We start from the raw sequence: 18,939 nt of genomic DNA, 5'->3' as shown, positions 1-18,939 counted from the left end.
GTCCAGCGTGTCGCGACCGGGCGTCGGGCGGTGGCCGCCGGACCGGCGTCAGCGGACGGGCAGCACGCAGGCCGGGGACGGCAGGTCGAGGCGCGCCGCGACGCGACCGTCGCGGTCGACCGTGACGAGCTCGTGCCCGCGCTCGAGCGCGACCACCGTCCAGCCGCCCACGACCGCGAAGTGCCGCGGCCAGCCGCCGCCGAGCGGCGTCGACCGGCCGTCCGTCAGGCTGCCGTCCGGCGCGATGGCGTAGCGGGTCACGACGTCGGAGCCGCGGACCGTGACGACCACGTCGTCGCCGTCGACCGCGAGGTGCGACGGGAGGTCGTCGCCCTCGACGTCGACGCCGACGACCGCGGGCACCGCGCCGACCCACGCACCCGTGGCGGTCTGCTCGTCCCACGCGAGGACGTGCACGCGGACGTCGAGCTCGCCGGCGACGTACACGTGGCCCGCGGCGAAGTCCAGGTGGCGCGGGCCGGTGCCCGGCGGGAGCGTCGCGGCGACGCCGGCGGGCCGGAGGCCGTCGTCCGTGACGGCGTAGCGCCGGATCTCGTCCGTGCCGAGGTCGACGACGAGCACGTGGCGGCCGCCCGGCGCGACCGCGACGAAGTGCGCGTGCGGTCCCTCCTGCCGGTCCGCGCGCGGACCGTGGCCCGCGTGCCCGTGCACCTTGACGGGCTCCGCCGCGGAGCCGCCGTCGAGCGGGACGACCCCGAGGGCGCCCGAGCTGTAGTTCGCGACCGCGAGCGCCTCGCCGCCGGGCAGCGGCACGACGTGGCACGGGTGCACGCCGCCGGACGCGACGCGCGCGACCTCGTGGAGCCGCTCGCCGTCCGGTGCGAGCGTGGCGACGAGGCCGTCCTCCGCCTCGAGCACGGCGTGGACGCGGCCGTCCGTCGCGGCGAGGAAGCTCGGGGCGGGCAGCTCGGCGAGCAGGCGGGCGTCGCCCAGCGCGCCGGTCGCGTCGTCGAGCTCGACGCGCCAGACGCCCTCGCCGAGGCCCGCGGGGGTCCCGGCGCCGGCGGCGGGATAGGTGCCGATGAGGAGCGTGGTCACCCGGGGAGCCTAGGCGCCGCGCCCGGATCGCCGGGTGCTCGAGCCCGTGCGCCTCGTCCGCGTCAGTGAGTTGCACGCCGGACCGTGAGACGTGTCTCGCGGGCTCGACGTCGATCTCACGGTCTCGGCGCGGACTCGCCGACGCCCCGTGCGCGTCAGGCGTCGACCGGGTCCGGGAGCCAGGCGCTCGGGTCGGCGACGACGTCCGCGAGCACGGAGAGCGCGGCGCCCGTCATGGCGGGGATCTCGCCGGCGCGGGCCACGTCCACGCTCGGGGGCGCCCACGGCGCGGCGAGCACGTGACGCGCGAGGGAGGCGCGCACGGGCTCGGCGATCCACTCCGCGAGGCGCGCGTAGCTGCCGCCGAGCACAACGTCGCCGACGTCGACCAGGTTGACGAGGTTCGCGACCGCGCTGCCGAGCAGCGACCCGGCCTCGTGGAGCACGTCGCGAACGCGCTCGTCGCCCGCGCGCGCGGCCCGGACGAGCGAGTCGACGCCCGCGCGGGGGTCGAGGCCCGCGGCGCGCAGCAGCGCGTCCTGGCCGACGAGCCGCTCGAGCCGCTTGCCGTCGACGAGCGTCTGGCCGAGCTCGCCCGCCCAGCCGTGGCGGCCCGCGAAGATCTCGCCGTCGAGCACGAGCGCGCCACCGATGCCGATCTCGCCCGAGACGTAGACGAACGACGGGCGCGCTCGCTGGCCGTCTGCGGAGCCGTCCGTCGCGGAGGCGCGCGCCCCCTCCCGGCCGGGGGGCCCGTCCGACGCCGTGGCCGGCCGGCCGGGCCGCGCCCCACCGGTGCCGGCGGCGTGCGCGGCGGGTCGCAGCCGCGCCGCGGACTCGGCGCGCGCCGCGAGGTCCGCCTCGTTCGCGAGGCGAGGCGGGTGCGCGGCGAAGTTCCGCGAGGCGACGACGAGCGCCCCGACGACGTCGACGTCCTGCCACCCGAGGTTGGGCGCGACGCGCAGCGGGCCGGCGCCGCGGTCGACGATCCCCGGCAGCGCGAGCGCCGTCCCCGCGACGCGCAGCGGCGGCGGCTCGTCACCGGCCGCCGCGTCGCCGGTCTCGTCGAGGCCGTCGACCACGCCGTCCACCAGCGCGCCGAGGCGCGCCAGCACCGGCGCCGGGTCGCTGTCGCGGAAGTCCCCCGGCTCGACGCGCTCGGCGATCACGCCGCCCGTCAGGTCGAGCACGCGCACGCCGAGGTAGTCGACGTTCACCTCGGCGCCGACGGCGGCGAGGGTGCGCGCGGCGGGCCGCAGCGGGACCGCCGGGCGCCCGGCGCGGAGCGTCTGCGTCGGCGCGAGCTCGGCCACGAGACCGGCGCCGACCAACCGGTCGACCAGTGCCGAGACGGTCGCGCGCGCGAGTCCGGTCGCGGCGGCGACGTCGGCGCGGGACGGTGGTGCTGCGCCCGCCGCGGCTGCGTCGATCACCTCGGACAGCACGAGCCCGAGGTTGTGCTCGCGCAGGGTCGCCTGGCGGGCGGGGCTCGGCCTCATGGGCTTGACCCTAGCCCACTCGCGCAGATAAATTCAGTCGCACAACAAATCTCGACGAGGAGAGATCCATGGTTCGCAAGCCCACCCCCGAGGACAAGTTCTCCTTCGGTCTCTGGACCGTCGGCTGGAACGCGCAGGACACGTTCGGCAGCGCCACCCGTCCGTGGCTCGACCCGGTCCGCTCCGTGCACGAGCTCGCCGAGCTCGGCGCGTCGCACGTGACGTTCCACGACGACGACGTCGTGCCGTTCGGCTCGGACGACACCGAGCGCGAGCGCATCCTCGACGCCTTCCGCAAGGCGCTCTCCGACACGGGCGTGACGGTCGAGATGGTCACGACCAACACGTTCAGCCACCCGATCTTCAAGGACGGCGCGTTCACCTCGAACGACCGCCGCGTCCGCCGCTACGCGCTGCGCAAGATCCTGCGCAACGTCGACCTCGCCGCGTCGCTCGACGCGTCGACCTTCGTCATGTGGGGCGGCCGCGAGGGCTACGAGTACGACTCGGCCAAGGACCTCAAGGCCGCGCACGACCGCTACGCCGAGGGCATCGACACCGTCGCCGCGTACATCAAGGAGAAGGGCTACGGCCTGCGCATCGCGCTCGAGCCGAAGCCGAACGAGCCCCGCGGCGACATCCTCCTGCCGACGATCGGCCACGCGATCGCGCTCATCGACACGCTCGAGAACGGCGACATCGTCGGCCTCAACCCCGAGGTGGGCCACGAGCAGATGGCCGGCCTCAACTACACGTACGGCATCGCGCAGGCGCTGTGGGCGAACAAGCTGTTCCACATCGACCTGAACGGCCAGAAGTCGATCAAGTACGACCAGGACCTCGTGTTCGGCCACGGCGAGCTCTTCTCGGCGTTCGCCACGGTCGACCTCATCGAGAACGGCTTCCCGGGTGGCGGCCCGACGTACGACGGCCCGCGCCACTTCGACTACAAGCCGTCGCGCACCGAGGACGAGCAGGGCGTGTGGGACTCGGCCGCGGCCAACATGGCGACGTACATCCTGCTCAAGGAGCGTGCGGCCGCGTTCCGCGCGGACCCGGAGGTCCAGGCCGCGCTCGAGACGGCGGGCGTGCTGTCGCTCAGCCAGCCGACGCTGAACGAGGGCGAGTCGATCGCCGACTTCCTCGCCGACACCTCGGCCTACGAGGACGTCGACGTGGACGCGGTGGGCGCGCGCGGCTTCGGCTTCGTCAAGCTCAACCAGCTGGCGCTCGAGCACCTGCTCGGCGCGCGAGGCTGATCCATGGCGCTCGTCGCGGGGGTCGACTCGTCGACCCAGTCCTGCAAGGTCGTCATCCGCGACGCCGAGACGGGTGAGCTGGTCCGCGAAGGGCGGGCCAGCCACCCGGACGGCACCGAGGTCGCGCCCCGGCACTGGTGGGACGCGCTCCAGGTGGCGATCGAGACGGCAGGCGGTCTGGACGATGTCGACGCCGTCGCGGTCGGTGGTCAGCAGCACGGCATGGTCGCGCTCGACTCGTCGGGCGAGGTCGTGCGGGACGCGCTGCTGTGGAACGACACCCGCTCGGCGCAGGCGGCGCTCGACCTGATCGACGAGGCCGGCGGCCCCGCGGTGTGGGCCGAGGCCACCGGCTCGGTGCCGGTCGCGTCGTTCACCGCCACCAAGCTGCGCTGGCTGCGCGACGCGGAGCCGGAGAACGCGGCCAAGGTGGCGGCGGTCGCGCTGCCGCACGACTGGCTGACGTGGCGGCTCGCCGGGTACGACGCGGGCGACGGCGGTGCGGGTCTCGACGCACTCGTGACGGACCGCTCCGACGCGTCGGGCACGGGCTACTGGTCGCCGGTGACGAACGACTACCGGCCCGACCTGCTCGAGCTCGCGCTCGGCCACTCCGCGGAGCTTCCGCGCGTGCTCGGACCGTCGCAGGGCGGCCCGCAGTCCGCGGTCGGCGCGCGCCGTCCGGTGCTCGGCCCCGGTGCGGGGGACAACGCGGCCGCGGCGCTCGCGCTCGGGCTCCGGCCCGGCGACGTCGCGGTCTCGCTCGGCACGTCGGGCGTCGTCTCGGCCGTGTGCGCCGCTCCGACGGCGGACGCGTCCGGCCTCGTCACGGGCTTCGCGGACGCCACCGGCGCCTACCTGCCGCTCGCGTGCACGCTCAACGCGACGCGCGTGCTGGACGCGGCGACCCGGATGCTCGGCGTCGACTACACCGGCCTGTCGGCGCTCGCGCTGCAGGCGCCTGCCGGTGCGGACGGGCTCGTACTCGTGCCCTACCTCGAGGGCGAGCGGACGCCGAACAAGCCCGACGCCACGGGTGCGCTGCACGGGCTGCGGCTCGCCAACACCACGCCCGCGCACCTCGCGCGGGCCGCGGTCGAGGGGATGCTGTGCGCCCTCGCCGACGGCATCGACGCGCTGCGCGCGCAGGGCGTCGCGGTCGAGCGGCTGTTCCTGATCGGCGGCGGCGCCAAGTCCGAGGCCGTCCGGCGCATCGCGCCGAGCGTCTTCGGGGTCGACGTGCACGTGCCGCCGTCGGGCGAGTACGTCGCGGACGGCGCCGCGCGCCAGGCGGCGTGGGTGCTCTCGGGCGCCGAGCAGGCGCCCGACTGGACCGCGGCCGCGCAGGCCGAGGTCTTCCAGGCCGAGCCGGCTCCGCGCGTCCGCGAGCAGTACGCCGCGGTGCGCGAGCTGACGGCGACCCGGACGGCGCTCGGCGTGTCCTGACCACGCCACGCGCCGCCGACGTCGCGTCGGCCGGAACGACGAGAGGGCCGGACCCCGGGTGCATCGGGGTCCGGCCCTCTTGTCGTGCTCGCCGCGTGAGCCGCGGCGCGCTGCTCAGTGCGCGGCGTCGTACGCGGCCTTGACCTCGGCCGAGATGCGCCCGCGCTCGGAGACGTGGTAGCCGTTCTCCTTCGCCCACTCGCGGATGTCGCCCGCGGGGCCGGAACCGGCCGAGGAGCGGCGGCCGTTGGCCCGGCCCGCGCCTCGCCCACCCGCGGAGCGGCCGCCGACCTTGCGGGCGTGGCCGATCCACTGCGCGAGCGCCTCGCGCAGCTCGCCGGCGTGCGCCGACGTGAGATCGATCTCGTAGCTGACTCCGTCGAGGCCGAAAGACACCGTCTCGTCGGCGGTCCCGCCATCGAGGTCGTCGACCAGCAGGACCTGGACCTTCTGCGCCATTGCTTACTCCGGTGAGGGGGGGTCGGAATACCCTGACCGAATCACTATCGCATCGGCGGAATTGAGCCGTCAAACGTTTCGCTGCGCGTCTTTCGTCGAATCGGCGGCTCGCGCGGCGCGTTCTGCGGCGTCCATTCTCGCCAAAGCCTCTCGTTCCGTACGGTCCGCATTGACGACGGCGCGCATCGCGTACCAGAACAGCAGGCCCACTCCGATCGAAGGAATGAGCGCCGCAAGCGCCGTGAGCAGGCCGTTCATCGGGCCGACGGCTTCACGAGCGGGAAAAGGATCGTCTCGCGGATCCCGTATCCGGTCAGTGCCATGAGCAACCGGTCGACGCCCATGCCCATACCTCCTGCCGGCGGCAGCGCGTACTCGACCGCTGTGAGAAAGTCCTCATCCACGCGCATCGCCTCGTCGTCGCCCGCGGCGGCCAGCAACGCCTGCGCCTCGAAGCGCTTGCGCTGGATCACCGGGTCGACGAGCTCGGAATAAGCCGTCGCGAGCTCGAACCCGCGAACGTAGAGGTCCCACTTCTCGACGAGGCCGCGGATTTCCCGGTGGTCGCGGGTCAAAGGACTCGTCTCGACGGGGAAGTCGCGGACGAACGTCGGCGCGTGCAGGTGCTCGCCGACGCGGTCCTCCCACAGCTGCTCGACGAGCTTGCCGTGGCTGGCCCTCTTCGGGTCGACGGAGATCTCGAGGCGGTCGGCGATCTTCTCGAGCTCGTCGAGCGACGTCTCCGGCGTGATCTCCTCGCCGAGCGACTCGGACAGCGAGCCGTACATCGTGAGGGTCGCCCACTCGCCGCCGAGGTCGTACTCGGTGCCGTCCGGCAGCGTCACGACCGTCGTGCCGAAGACGTCGTCCGCCGCCGTCTGGACGAGGTCGCGCGTGAGGGTCGCCATCGTGTCGTAGTCGCCGTAGGCCTCGTACGCCTCGAGCATCGCGAACTCCGGCGAGTGCGAGCTGTCGGCGCCCTCGTTGCGGAAGTTGCGGTTGATCTCGAAGACGCGCTCGATGCCGCCGACCACCGCCTCCTTGAGGAACAGCTCGGGCGCGATGCGCAGGTAGAGGTCGATGTCGTACGCGTTCATGTGCGTGACGAACGGCCGGGCGGCCGCGCCACCCGGCTGCGTCTGGAGCATCGGCGTCTCGACCTCGAGGAAGTCGCGCCGGTGGAAGTTCTCGCGCAGCGAGCGGACCACGCCCGCGCGCCAGCGGACCATGTCGCGCGCCGCCGGGCGCACGATCAGGTCGATGTAGCGCTGGCGGACGCGCGCCTCCTCGGAGAGCTCGGTGCCGTCGTACAGGTTCGGCAGCGGGCGCAGCGCCTTCGCCGCGAGCTGCCACGCGTCGGCGAACACCGAGAGCTCGCCGCGCCTGCTCGCGATGACGCGGCCGTGCACGAACAGGTGGTCGCCGAGGTCGATGTCGGCCTTGAACGCGTCGAGGCGCTCCTCGCCGACCTCCGCGAGGCTGAGCATGGCCTGCAGGCGGTTGCCCTCGCCGTCCTGGAGCGTCGCGAAGCAGAGCTTGCCCGTGTTCCGCAGGAACACGACGCGGCCCGCGACGCCGACCACGTCGTCCGTCTCCTGGCCCGGCTCGAGGTCCGGGTGCGCCGCGCGCACCTGCGCGATCGTGTGGGTACGGGGGACGCCGACCGGGTACGCCTCGACACCCTGCTCGAGCAGGCGGTCGCGCTTCTCGCGGCGGATGCGCAGCTGCTCGGGGGTGTCGTCAGGCGTCGTCAGGGGCGTCTCGCTCACCGGGCGATCCTACCGGCGCGACCTGGACGCCCCGGTGGGCGGTTCGGCGCCGAGACCGTGAGATCGGACAGCGTCCGCGAGTCGCGACTCACGGATACTGGCGGAAGTCACGGGCTGCGGCGGAGGTCGCGGGCTGCTGCGGGAGTCGCGGGCTGCTGCGGAAGTCGCGGCCGGGCGTGGGAGTCGCGGTGCGCGTCAGGCGCGGAGGTCGAGGGCCAGGTCGAGGATCGGCGAGCTGTGCGTCAGCGCGCCCACCGAGAGGTAGTCGACCCCTGTCGCGGCGACCTCGCGCGCGCGGTCGAGGGTCAGGTTGCCGGTCGCCTCGAGCTCGACGCGGCCCGTCGTGGGCTCCCCCGCGCGCACCGCCGCGACGGTCGCGGACAGGACGTCCGTCGGCATGTTGTCGAGCAGCAGGAAGCGCGCGCCCGCGCCGACGGCCTCGAGCGCCTGCTCCGTGGTGTCGGCCTCGACCTGGATCGTCACGTCGGGGTACCGGGTGCGCACCGCCTCGATCGCCGCGGCGACCGAGCCCGCGGCCACCACGTGGTTGTCCTTGACCATCGCGACGTCGTACAGGCCCATGCGCTTGTTGGTGCCTCCGCCGCAGCGCACCGCGTACTTCTCGAGCGCGCGCAGGCCCGGCGTCGTCTTGCGGGTGTCGAGCACCTGGGCGCCCGTGCCCGCGAGCGCGTCGGCCCAGCGGCGGGTGTGCGTCGCGACGCCGGACGCGCGGCTCGTCAGGTTGAGCAGCGTGCGCTCCGCGACGAGGAGCACCTGCACCGGACCGGTCAGGGTCGCGAGCACGTCGCCGCGCGTGACCGCGGTGCCGTCGGCCACCCGCACCTCGACGCTCGGCGTCACGAGGGCGAGCCGGTCGGCGACCTGCCGCAGCACCTCGTCGACGACCACGAGGCCGGCCACGACGCCGTCGGCGCGCGCCACGAGGTCGGCGATGCCGGCCTCGTCGGCCGGGATGGTGGCCTGCGTGGTGACGTCGCGACCGGGGGCCGGGCCGAGGTCCTCGTCGAGCGCTGTGGCCACGATGCGGGCGAGGTCGGCGGGTGGCGGCGGGGTCGGCACGACGCCACGGTAGCCGGTCGCGCGGCTCGCTCGGGACCTCCGCCGGCTACCCCCTCGGGGTATCGCAGGGCGCCGACGTCAGACGATCGGCGCCCGGCGCGCGGTCAGCGCGCCGTCCGGGTCGACCGCGAGCTCGAGGCGCAGCCGCCATCGCTCGTCGTCCCGCTGCGGGAAGTCGGTCCGGACGTGGCCGCCGCGGCTCTCCTCGCGCGCGAGCGCCGCAGCCGTCAGCACGGTCGCGACCTGGTGGATGTTCGTCGTCTCCCACTCGGCGACCTGCGGCGCCGCGAGCCGGCGGCCGTCGTCGACCCGCAGGTGCGCGTCGGTCGGCACGGCGGCGAGCGCGGTGACGGCGCGCGACAACCCGTCGCCCGAGCGCAGCACGCCGGGCCCGTCGGTCGCGATCCGCTGCACGCGCGCGCGGGACGCCGCGGCCACGAGCGCCGCGTCGCCCGGCCGCTCCTCCGGATCGGTCGCGGGGAGCGCGCCCGACGCGACCGCGCCGGCGATGTGCCGCGCCGCGCGGTGCGCGAACACGAGGCCCTCGAGCAGCGAGTTCGACGCGAGCCGGTTGGCGCCGTGCACGCCGGTGCACGCCACCTCCCCCGCGGCGTAGAGGCCGGGGACGGTCGTGCGGCCGACGATGTCGGTCACCACGCCGCCCGAGTGGTAGTGCTGCGCGGGCGCGACCGGGATCAGCTCGGTCGTCATGTCGATGCCGTGGTCCGACAGGCGCTCGTGGATCGTCGGGAACCGGCGACGCAGGAAGTCGGCGCCGAGGTGCCGCGCGTCGAGCCAGACGTGGTCGGAGCCCGTCTCCGCCATGCGCTGCAGGATCGCCTTCGCCACGACGTCGCGCGGTGCGAGCTCGGCCATCGGGTGCACGTCGGGCATGAACCGCACGCCGTCGGTGTCGAGCAGCAGGGCGCCCTCGCCGCGCACGGCCTCGGACACCAGCGTGAGCTGACCCTTCACGCCCGAGCCGAGCCACAGCACGGTGGGGTGGAACTGCACGAACTCGACGTCGCCGAGCGTCGCCCCGGCCCGGAGCGCGGCCGCGATGCCGTCGCCGGTCGCCTGCACGGGGTTCGTCGACGACCGGTACACCTGGCCGATGCCGCCCGTCGCGAGCACGACCGCACGCCCGAGCGCCGCGCCGACGCCGTCGCGCGACCCCTCGCCGATCACGTGCAGGGTGACGCCGCACGCCCGGCCGGGTCTGCCGTCGGGCCCCGCGGGGCCGGTGAGGACGTCGAGCACCAGCGCGTGCTCGATCACCTCGATGCCCGGGTCGTCGCGCACCGCCTCGATCTGCGCGACGAGCGCGCGGCTGATCTCGGCGCCCGTCGCGTCGCCCCCCGCGTGCGCGATCCGGTCGGCGTGGTGGCCGCCCTCGCGCGTCAGCGACAGCTCGCCGTCCGAGCCGCGGTCGAACACCGCGCCCCGCGCGACGAGCTCGCGCACGCGCGCCGGCCCCTCGGTGACGAGCACCTCGACCGCCCGCGGGTCGCACAGGCCGACGCCCGCCACCAGCGTGTCCTGCAGGTGCGCCACCGGCGAGTCGGTCGGGTCGAGCGCCGCGGCGACGCCGCCCTGCGCCCACACCGTCGAGCCCGACGCCAGCGTGTCCTTGGTGACGAGCAGCACGCGCGGCACCCGGGTCCGGAGCTCGAGCGCGGCCGTCAGCCCCGCGATGCCCGAGCCGACGACGACCGCGTCGGCCTCGACGACCCAGCCCGGCTGAGGCGCCGCGAGCCGCGTCGCGAGCCGCGTCGGAGCGATCAGCGCGGGGTCCTCGGCGCGCGTGGAGCCGGCGGACCGGCGGAGGATGCGATCGCGTGCTCCGTCGGCCCGCGCGGGCTCCGTGGGCGCCACTGCCGGTGCGGCGGGCGCGGCGGCGCGGTGCGCGGTCACCGGTCGCCGACGTGCGGCGTCGAGTGCGCGACCAGGTCGCGGCCCCGCTCGAACGGCACCCCGCTCGACTCGAGCCCGGCCTGCGACGTCCACTCGGCGGGCACCTGGCCCGGGTCCTCGGACAGGTCGACGATCCGGTTCTGCGCGTCGACGAGCACCACGTGGGGCTCGTACGTGCGTGCCTCGGCGTCGGACATCAGGCCGTACGCGATGAGGATGACGACGTCGCCCGGGTGCACCAGGTGCGCCGCGGCGCCGTTGATGCACACCTGGCCCGAGCCGGCCTCGCCCGCGATCGCGTACGTCGTCAGCCGGTTGCCGTTCGTCACGTCGACGACGTCGACCTGCTGGCCGGGCAGCAGGTCCGCCGCCGCGAGCAGGTCGGCGTCCACCGTGATCGAGCCCACGTAGTGCAGGTCGGCCTGCGTGACGGTGGCGCGGTGGATCTTGCCGGTCATCATCGTGCGCTGGAGCGTCGTCATGCGTCCTCCCGAAGGCGCAGCGCGGTGTTGTCGATCAGGCGCGTCGTGCCGACGCGGGCCGCGAGGAGCAGGAGCGCGGCGCCGGTGGCGCCGTCCCCGACCTCGGTGAACGTCGTGGGGTCGACGAGCGCGACGTAGTCCACGTCGACGTCGCCGAGCTCGGCCGCGACCGCCGCGCGGACCGCTGCGGCTCCGTGCGGAGCGGCCGCGCGGCCCGCCTTGAGCGAGCGCGAGAGCGAGAGCGCCCGCGCGCGCTCGTCGGGCGAGAGGTAGGCGTTCCGGCTCGAGAGCGCGAGGCCGTCGGGGTCGCGCACGAGCGGTGCGCCCACCACCTCGACCGGCACGTCGAGGTCGCGCACCATGCGACGCACGGCCGCGAGCTGCTGCGCGTCCTTCTCGCCGAACAGCGCGACGTCGGGCTGCGTCAGGTGGATCAGCTTGAGCACGACCGTCAGGACGCCGTCGAGGTGCCCGGGCCGCGAGGCGCCCTCGAGCACGTCGCCGATCGCGCCCGCGCTCACGCGGACCACGGGGTCACCGTCGGGGTACATGACGTCGGGCGTCGGGGCGAACACCACGTCGCCGTCGCCCAGCAGGCCCGGGCCGGTGAGCTGCGCGAGGTCGCCCTCGAGATCGCGCGGGTAGCGCGACAGGTCCTCGGTCGGCGCGAACTGCAGCGGGTTGACGAAGATCGTGACGACCACCTGGTCCGCGAGCTCGCGCGCGCGGGCGACGAGCGACACGTGGCCCGCGTGCAGCGCGCCCATCGTCATGACGACGGCGCGCCGACCGCGACCCGCCGGCCCGCCGAGGGCCGTGGCCAGCTCCTCGCGCGTGCGTGCGAGCGTCGGGGTCACCGTGCTCGTCATGCGTCGCCCTCCTCGTCGTCGGTTCGACGACCTTCCGTGTCTCCCAACGCTGCCGGTCCCTCATCGATGCCCGCGACCGCATCCAGCAGCTGCTGGGCGGCGTCGGGGCCGATCAGGCCCGCGAGCAGGGCGCGTCGCGTCGCCGAGCGGGCCAGGGCACGGTATCCCGCGACGACGTCGACCGCCCCGCTGGCCGCCGCGAACGTGGTGAGCGCCACACCGTGCTCGCGGACCGTGCCCGCGTCCCCGCGCCGCACCGGACCCGTCAGGGCCGAGATCGCGCCGGGACCGCGCTGGCCCACCGTGTCGGGCGACTCGGCGCGCAGCGCGCCGTCGAGCGCCGCCTCGAGCAGCGGGCCGAGCATCCGCCCCGGGTCGGGCACGCCCGCCGCCGCGAGCGCCTGCGCCGCCTGCGCGACGAGCACGACGAGGTGGTTCGCGCCGTGCGCGAGGGCCGCGTGGTACAGCCCGCGCGCCTCCTCGCCGAGCACCACCGGCTCGCCGCCGATCTCGACGACGAGCGCCTGGCCGATCGGCAGCACCGGGTTCGGCGCGGTGACGGCGAACGAGCAGCCCTCGAGCCGCGCGAGGTCGAGCGACGTGCCCGTGAACGTCATCGCCGGGTGGATCGCGAGGGGGATCACGCCGGCCGCGCGCGCGGGTGCCAGCACGTCCGTGCCGAACCGGCCCGAGGTGTGCACCACGATCTGACCGACCTGCCACGCGCCGGTCTCCGCGAGGCCCGCCACGAGGTCCGCGAGCGCGTCGTCCGGCACCGTGAGCAGCACGAGCTCGGCGCGCCGCACCACCTCCGGCACGTCGACCACGGGGACGCCGGGCAGCAGCGCCTCCGCACGGTCGCGCGACTCCTGCGAGATGGCGCTGACGGCGACGACCGGGTGCCCCGCGGCGCGCAGCGCGTTGCCGAGCACCGCGCCGACCCGCCCCGCGCCCACCACGCCGACGCCGAGTCGGCCCGGCCGCTGCTCCGGGGCTGCGGCGCCGGCCGTCACGAGCCGCCGTCCGAGACGGCGCGCATCCACTGCTCGGGCGTCGCCACCGCGCGGGCCGTCCGGGCGCGCTCCGCCTGCTCGTCGAGGAGCGCCGCGGCGGCGTGCTCGTCGAGGTGCCAGACGCTGGGCCGCACCGGGCCGGGCGTCGAGTGCACGAGGAACGTCGCAAGGCGGAGCCGGCGCTGGATCGGGCCCTGCTGGAGGCCGAGCGACTGCGTGCGCTCGTGCGGCACGACCTCGACCTGCCGGCGCAGCCGCCCGGACCGCGTGAGCAGCGCGCGGTCCGTGACGAGCACGCCGCGGCGGCGCCAGCCGATCGGGTCGACCCAGCGCGCGCGGCGCGGCGCGGGCGTGAAGCCGCCGTCGCCGTCCCGGCCCGACAGCGCGGCGTCGACGACGGTCGCCGGGTCGCCGACGCCGAGGTCGGGCAGCACGAGCCAGAGCGCCGTCATGGCCTCGGCGCGCGTCGCGACGGGGTGCAGCACGGTCTCGCGCTGCACGTCGGCGCCCTGGCCGTAGCCCGCGACGTTCATCTCGACCCGCCACCAGTCCCGGCCGCGCCACCACAGGCCCTGCGTCAGCCGGATCGCCTGCACGCGGCCGGGCGGCACGGTCTGGGTGCGCGCCTCGGTGAGGCCGTGGCGCAGGCGGATGCCGTCGGGCGAGATGGCGGCGCGGAAGCTCGCACCCTGGTTGATGCGCGACCAGAACGCGCCGACGCCACCGAACAGCGCGGGCAGGAACGCGAACGCCGCGCCCACGTCGCGGCTCAGCACCGTCACGACGACCGCGACGACGAGGAACACGGCGATCATCACGGCGCCGGCCGAGCGCAGCGAGGCGCCGATGAGCCGCGGCATCGGCACCTCGTAGACCTCGCGCTCGGGCGCCTCCTCGAACGCGGGCCGGACGGGGTGGGCCGCTGCGGTGCCGGGCGTGGTCGAGCCGGAGACCGCTCCGCCGGGGACGACGGCGTGCGCCGGAGCCGGCGGGACGACCCCCGCGGGCTCGGGTGCGGCGGCCGGCGCGGCCGGGCGACGCAGACCCGCGGCGAGCGCGAGCAGCTCGGCCCGCAGCGCGAGCGCGTCGGACTCCCGCAGGTAGGACAGCGTGACGTTCGCGCCCGCGCCGCCGGCCACGTCGAGCTTGAGCTCCGCGAGGCCGACGAGCCGCGCGAGCAGCGGCTGCACCACGTCGACCGCCTGCAGCCGGTCGAGCCGCGCCTGCCGGTGCTGGCGGAACAGCACGCCCGTGTTGAGGTGCACCGCGTCGTCGGTCACCGCGAACCGCGTGACGCGCCACGCGAGCGTCGCGTACGCCGACGCCACGAGGACGATGGCGGCCACGGCTCCGACGGCGATCAGCCACCGGCCGCCCTGCACGAGCCCCTCGGCGTCGTGCAGGTGGTCGCCGAGCTGGTACCAGCCCACCGCCACCACGACCGCGAGCGTCTTCCACCCGCGCAGCGCGGGCGTGATCGGGTGCATGCGCCGCCAGTCGGCCGTCGCGAGGTCGACGTCCGTCGGCGCGGGGGCCGGACCCGGCGCGGTGTCGCGGCGCACGCCGGCGCCGTCACCCGCGCTCACAGGCCGGCCAGGCGCGCCTCGCCGCGCGACGCGAGCCGGTCGCGCAGGCGGGCCGCCTCCTCGGGGGGAAGGCCGTCGATCTCGGCCGTCGTCGCGGGCGAGGCCGTGTGCAGCTGGACCGACGCGATGCCGAACCGGCGCGCGAGCGGGCCGGCGTTCACGTCGACGTACTGCATCCGGCCGTACGGCACCACGACGAGGCGGCGGAACATGATGCCGCGCCGCACGAGCAGGTCGTCCGCCCGCTCGGCGTACGCCATCGCACGCACCTGGCGCGGCACGAGCCAGCAGAGCCACGCGGCGACGAGCGCGACGACCGCGGGCGCCGCCCACACGCCGGGCGCCGTGAGCGCAGCGACGACCACGAGCCCCACGAACAGCGGGCCGAGGACGCACGCGGCGACGGTCAGCCGCGCGCCGACGAGCCGGCGGGACACGGGCGTCCAGGTGACGTCGGTCGGGGTGAACGGTTCGGCCGTCATGCGGCCATCCTTCCATCGCGCGGCCGGGCGTTCCGCTGACGGATGTCAGCGGGTGCGGCTCAGCTCGCGCTCGGCGTGCCGTCGTGGGCGGCGGCGTGCTTCTCGTCCTCCGGCGGCGGGATGCGGCAGAACCACTCGACGACGAGGCCCGCGACCGCGAGCAGCAGCGCGCCGCCCGCCGCGATGGCCGCGGCACCCGCACGACCGCCGTTGCCGGGGCCGTCGAGGTTCGAGACGAACAGCAGCGCCTGGCCGCCGTACCAGCCGAGCAGCACCGCGCCGGTGTAGCAGGCGGCCTTGGCCAGCACGGCCGTGCGCGCGGCGCGGATCGGGTCGAGGGACGGCCGCTTGCCCTGCAGGTACTGGCGCACCGTCCAGCCCATCGTCAGCACCACGGCCGCGATGACGACCTCGACCGCCGCCACGGCCCACGACACCCGCGGCGGCAGCGTGCCGCGTCGGTAGAGCGAGTCGAGGACGATCCAGACGGCCGCCGCGAGCGCGGCGGCGATGACGAGGAGCGTCTGCCAGCGGGTCCGCGCCATCACACGTCCCGCGTGGGCGGGTGCTCACCCGCGGACGCCGGCGCGGACGGTCCCTGGGGCGCGGGCCCAGCGGGCGCGGGGGCCGCAGGGGCGGGCGCCGCGGGGACCGGGGACGGCGCCTCGAGCCAGTCGAGCGCCATCCAGCGCAGGCCCTCCCGGTCGGGCGCGGTCGCCGCGAGCTGCGCGACCGGGCCGCCGCCGAGACCCGGCAGCACCGCGTGCGGGTCGACCTCGGCCCAGGGCTGCAGGACGAACGCGCGCTCGTGCGCGCGCGGGTGCGGGAGCTCGAGGTCGTCCGTGACCGCCAGGACGCCGCCGTACACCACGAGGTCGACGTCGAGCGTGCGCGGCCCCCAGTGCTCGTGCCGCTCGCGCCCGTGGCCCTGCTCGATCCGCTGCGCGGCGTGGAGCAGCTCGCGCGGCGCGAGCGTCGTACGCGCGAGGACGACGGCATTGAGGAAGTCCGGCTGGTCCGGGCCGCCGACGGGCGCGGTCCGCGCGAGCGGCGACACCTGGACGATCTGCAGGCCGGGCGTCGCGGCGAGGTCGTGCACCGCCCGGCGCAGGGTCTCCTGCGCCGGGCCGAGGTTGGCGCCGAGCGCGATGACGACGTCGACGGGCACGGGTGGTGCCTCGTCGAGCGCGTCGGCGATGAGCTCGCCGTCGACCACGTCGACCGGGACGAGCTCACCGACCGGGGCGTGGTTCGCGGCGGAGGACGCCTCGGCCGTCGGGGTGGCGGTCCGGGTGGTGGTCGGGGTGGTGGTCGGCGCGGGTGGGACCGGGATCGTGGGCGGGACCAGGATCGCGGGCGGGGCGGGCATGGCCGGCCGGCCGGGCGTGGTCGGCGCGACGGGCGGGACCGGCACCGCCGCGGCGACGAGCGGTGCCGGTGGCACGAACGGTGCCGCCGGGGGGGCTGCGACGACCGGTGCGGCCGGCAAGACGGGCGGCAGGGGCGCGACCGGCGCCACGGTCTCCGAGCCGGCCGGCGCGACGGACGGGACCACGCCCGTCGGGAGCGCGTCGACCGGTGCGGGCGCGATGACGACCCGCTCGACGGGCTCCGGTGCGGTCGGCGCGCCCGAGACGCCGGGGATCGGCGCCCAGACCGGCGCGTCCGAGACGACCGGCTGCGCGTCGGCGCCCGCGGCGGGGGCGCCCGGCGCGGGCTGGTCCGGCGCGGTCTGGTCCGGCGCGGGCTGGTCCGGCGCAGGCAGGGCAGGCGCGTGCGGGTCCGGCGCGGTCTGGTCCGGCGGCTGCTGGTCCGGCGCGTGCTGGGCAGGCTCGCGCAGCGGGTGCGGCGTCCCGGACCCGACCGGTGCCGACGGCGCCGCACCGGCTCCCACGGCCGGCCCGCCCACCACCGGCATCGCCGCGGTCCGGACGGGCTCCGCGCGCGGCACGCGCTCGGCCGTCGTGCCGTCACCCAGCACCGGCTCGGCGGCGGGGAGCTTGTTGCGGTCGCGATGGATCTCGACGGTCACGTCGACGAACGGCACCGTGATGGGCGCCTGCGGCTTGTGCACCGTGACGTCGACCCCCTGCACCACGGCGTGCGAGAGCACCGTCGCGGCGATCCGCTCGGCGACGGTCTCGATGAGGTCGGCCGGATCTCCCGCCAGCACGGCCACGACCTGCTGCGCGAGCGTGCCGTAGTCGAGCGTGTGCGCGAGGTCGTCGCGCGCCGCGGCCCGGCGCGTGTCGACGTACGCCACGACGTCGGCCACGAACGTCTGGCCCTCGCGGCGCTCGTGCTCGAACACGCCGTGGTAGCCGGTCGCCGAGACGCCGGTCAGCCGGATGCGGTCCAGCGGCGCGGCCGATCGCTCGTCCTGGGTGCTCAACGGGTGCTCCCTCCGGTCCTCGCGTCCTCGTCGACCGCGAGCTCGTCGTCGTCCTGCGCGCCGCCGTCGCGCGTCGCTGCGGCCGTCCATGCGGCGGCCACCTTGACGGCGTCAACGGACGCGCTCACCTCGTGGACCCGCACGGCCCACGCACCCGCGACGGCGGCGAGCGCGGTGATCGCGGCGGTCGCGTCGTCGCGGCGCAGCGGCGGCGCGGGCTCGTGCGTCGGCCCGGCCAGCAGATGGCCCAGGAACCGCTTGCGGCTCGCGCCCACCAGCACCGGGAACCCGTCCGCGACCAGCTCGGGCAGCCGCGCGAGCAGCGGCCAGTTGCTCGCGCCCGGCTTGGCGAACCCTAGCCCCGGGTCGAGCACCACCTGGTCGTCCCGCACCCCGGCGGCCCGCAGATCCGCGACGCGCTCGGCGAGCTCGCGCCGGACGTCGGCGACGACGTCGTCGTAGCGGTCGAGGTCGTCCATGACGTCGGCGTGCCCGCGCCAGTGCATCGCGACGTACGCGGCCCCGGTCTGCGCGACGACGCCGTACATCGCGTCGTCGGCCAGGCCGCCGGAGACGTCGTTGACGAGCACCGCGCCCGCGTCGACGGCCTCGCGCGCGATCTGGGCACGCGTCGTGTCGACGCTCACGGCGAGGCCGCGCCGCGCGAGGTCCGCGATCACGGGGATCACACGCGCGCGCTCCTCCTCGACGGGCACGCGCCGAGCGCCGGGCCGCGTCGACTCGCCGCCGACGTCGAGCAGGTCGGCGCCGTCCTCGACCAGCGCGAGCGCGTGGGCCACCGCCGCGGACGGCGTGAACCAGCGGCCGCCGTCCGAGAAGGAGTCGGGCGTCACGTTCACGACACCCATGACGAGGCAGCGTCCGGCGCGGCGCAGCTCGGGCGGCAGCCCGGCGGGTCCCTCGACGCTCACGCCCCGAGCCTAGGGTGCGGCGCCTCGTGCTCCGAGCCCGCGGCGGGTGCAGGCTCGCGCGCCGGCGGGTCACGAGGCAGCGGGTACGTGACGCCGGGCCGGCGTCGCGCCGTCAGACGCCCGCGCCGCCGTCCTCCGCGCGCAGCCGCGGCTCTGTCCGGTTGCCAGGCCGGAAGCCCGCCTTGTCGGCGTAGAACGCGCGGATCACGTCCATGTCGGCGCGCACGTCGCCCGTGAGCTCGACGGTCGGCCCGAGGCCGGTCGTCATGGTCGTGCGGTCGACGTAGCCCAACGTCACGGGCCAGCCGGTCTCGCGCGCGACGCGGTAGAACCCCGACTTCCAGCCGGCGCCGCGCCGCGTGCCCTCGGGCGTCACCACCAGGTAGAACCGCTCTCCGCCGCGCACGCGGGCGACGAGCTCCTCGACGAGCCCCGCCGGGTCGCGCCGGTCGACGGGGATGCCGCCGAGCGCGCGCATCAGCGGCCCCGCCGGTCCCCGGAACAGCGTGTGCTTGCCGAGCCACCGGATCGGCAGGTCGAGCTCGCCCGCGAGCGCGAGCATCAGCACGAAGTCCCAGTTCGACGTGTGCGGGGCGCCGATCAGGATGCCGGCGCCGTCACGCGGCGGCCGCGTCGACACGAGGCGCCAGCGGCTGAGCCGCCAGAAGGTGCGGGCGATCGCCCGACCTGCCGTCATC

At 75.9% G+C, this 18,939-nt stretch carries 18 protein-coding genes; 2 read left to right on the top strand and 16 right to left on the bottom strand.

The window, feature by feature from the left end; translation table 11 throughout:
- Positions 1–48: 48 nt before the first annotated feature.
- On the bottom strand, positions 49–1,059 hold the full coding sequence (locus tag QRT04_RS10575; protein WP_289455187.1) for a lactonase family protein: 1,011 nt from the start codon (positions 1,057–1,059) through the stop codon (positions 49–51).
- 155 nt (positions 1,060–1,214) lie between these two features.
- Complete coding sequence (locus tag QRT04_RS10570) at positions 1,215–2,558, bottom strand: ROK family transcriptional regulator (RefSeq protein WP_289455186.1); 1,344 nt, start codon at positions 2,556–2,558, stop codon at positions 1,215–1,217.
- Positions 2,559–2,626: 68 nt separating this feature from the next.
- On the opposite strand from QRT04_RS10570, the gene xylA reads away from it, so the two are divergent.
- On the top strand, positions 2,627–3,817 hold the full coding sequence (gene xylA, locus QRT04_RS10565; RefSeq protein WP_289455185.1) for a xylose isomerase: 1,191 nt from the start codon (positions 2,627–2,629) through the stop codon (positions 3,815–3,817).
- A gap of 3 nt (positions 3,818–3,820) precedes the next feature.
- Complete coding sequence (gene xylB, locus QRT04_RS10560; RefSeq protein WP_289455184.1) at positions 3,821–5,263, top strand: xylulokinase; 1,443 nt, start codon at positions 3,821–3,823, stop codon at positions 5,261–5,263.
- 114 nt (positions 5,264–5,377) lie between these two features.
- Here xylB and QRT04_RS10555 read toward each other — a convergent pair whose 3' ends face one another.
- From QRT04_RS10555 to QRT04_RS10490, 14 genes are all read right to left on the bottom strand, one after another.
- The gene (locus QRT04_RS10555) at positions 5,378–5,722 is read right to left on the bottom strand and encodes a histone-like nucleoid-structuring protein Lsr2 (RefSeq protein WP_289455183.1); all 345 of its coding nucleotides are present in this window, start codon (positions 5,720–5,722) and stop codon (positions 5,378–5,380) included.
- A gap of 69 nt (positions 5,723–5,791) precedes the next feature.
- Positions 5,792–5,980, bottom strand: coding sequence for a hypothetical protein (locus QRT04_RS10550; protein ID WP_289455181.1), 189 nt, complete (start codon positions 5,978–5,980; stop codon positions 5,792–5,794).
- On the bottom strand, positions 5,977–7,491 hold the full coding sequence (gene lysS / locus QRT04_RS10545) for a lysine--tRNA ligase (RefSeq protein WP_289455180.1): 1,515 nt from the start codon (positions 7,489–7,491) through the stop codon (positions 5,977–5,979). The genes QRT04_RS10550 and lysS overlap by 4 nt, the downstream gene beginning before the upstream one ends.
- A gap of 195 nt (positions 7,492–7,686) precedes the next feature.
- On the bottom strand, positions 7,687–8,571 hold the full coding sequence (gene nadC, locus QRT04_RS10540; RefSeq protein ID WP_289455179.1) for a carboxylating nicotinate-nucleotide diphosphorylase: 885 nt from the start codon (positions 8,569–8,571) through the stop codon (positions 7,687–7,689).
- 78 nt (positions 8,572–8,649) lie between these two features.
- A complete protein-coding gene (locus tag QRT04_RS10535) occupies positions 8,650–10,353 on the bottom strand; it encodes an L-aspartate oxidase (RefSeq protein ID WP_289455765.1) in 1,704 nt (567 codons plus the stop codon).
- A 128-nt stretch (positions 10,354–10,481) separates the two neighbouring features.
- Positions 10,482–10,967: an aspartate 1-decarboxylase gene (panD, locus tag QRT04_RS10530; RefSeq protein WP_289455178.1), complete on the bottom strand. Its 486-nt coding sequence runs from the start codon at positions 10,965–10,967 to the stop codon at positions 10,482–10,484.
- Positions 10,964–11,836 (bottom strand): pantoate--beta-alanine ligase, encoded by an 873-nt coding sequence (gene panC / locus QRT04_RS10525; protein ID WP_289455177.1) that lies wholly within the window; start codon positions 11,834–11,836, stop codon positions 10,964–10,966. The genes panD and panC overlap by 4 nt, the downstream gene beginning before the upstream one ends.
- The gene (locus QRT04_RS10520) at positions 11,833–12,879 is read right to left on the bottom strand and encodes a Rossmann-like and DUF2520 domain-containing protein (protein ID WP_289455176.1); all 1,047 of its coding nucleotides are present in this window, start codon (positions 12,877–12,879) and stop codon (positions 11,833–11,835) included. Before QRT04_RS10520 ends, panC begins: the two co-directional genes overlap by 4 nt.
- Positions 12,846–14,411, bottom strand: a complete 1,566-nt coding sequence (locus QRT04_RS10515) for a PH domain-containing protein (protein ID WP_289455175.1) — start codon at positions 14,409–14,411, stop codon at positions 12,846–12,848. The genes QRT04_RS10520 and QRT04_RS10515 overlap by 34 nt, the downstream gene beginning before the upstream one ends.
- Positions 14,412–14,431: 20 nt before the next feature.
- Positions 14,432–14,917 (bottom strand): PH domain-containing protein, encoded by a 486-nt coding sequence (locus QRT04_RS10510; RefSeq protein WP_289455171.1) that lies wholly within the window; start codon positions 14,915–14,917, stop codon positions 14,432–14,434.
- 59 nt (positions 14,918–14,976) lie between these two features.
- Positions 14,977–15,462 carry a DUF3180 domain-containing protein gene (locus QRT04_RS10505; protein ID WP_289455170.1) on the bottom strand — a complete coding sequence of 162 codons (486 nt, stop codon included), beginning with the start codon at positions 15,460–15,462 and terminating at the stop codon, positions 14,977–14,979.
- Positions 15,462–17,309 (bottom strand): 2-amino-4-hydroxy-6-hydroxymethyldihydropteridine diphosphokinase, encoded by a 1,848-nt coding sequence (gene folK, locus QRT04_RS10500; RefSeq protein ID WP_289455169.1) that lies wholly within the window; start codon positions 17,307–17,309, stop codon positions 15,462–15,464. The genes QRT04_RS10505 and folK overlap by 1 nt, the downstream gene beginning before the upstream one ends.
- Complete coding sequence (gene folP / locus QRT04_RS10495; RefSeq protein WP_289455168.1) at positions 17,306–18,241, bottom strand: dihydropteroate synthase; 936 nt, start codon at positions 18,239–18,241, stop codon at positions 17,306–17,308. Before folP ends, folK begins: the two co-directional genes overlap by 4 nt.
- 112 nt (positions 18,242–18,353) lie before the next feature.
- Positions 18,354–18,938, bottom strand: coding sequence for a 1-acyl-sn-glycerol-3-phosphate acyltransferase (locus QRT04_RS10490; RefSeq protein ID WP_289455167.1), 585 nt, complete (start codon positions 18,936–18,938; stop codon positions 18,354–18,356).
- Position 18,939: the final 1 nt, after the last annotated feature.

It is taken from the genome of Cellulomonas alba, assembly GCF_030362835.1.
Classification (GTDB): Bacteria; Actinomycetota; Actinomycetes; order Actinomycetales; family Cellulomonadaceae; genus Cellulomonas; species Cellulomonas alba.
This window is presented reverse-complemented; position numbering and strand designations above follow the sequence as displayed.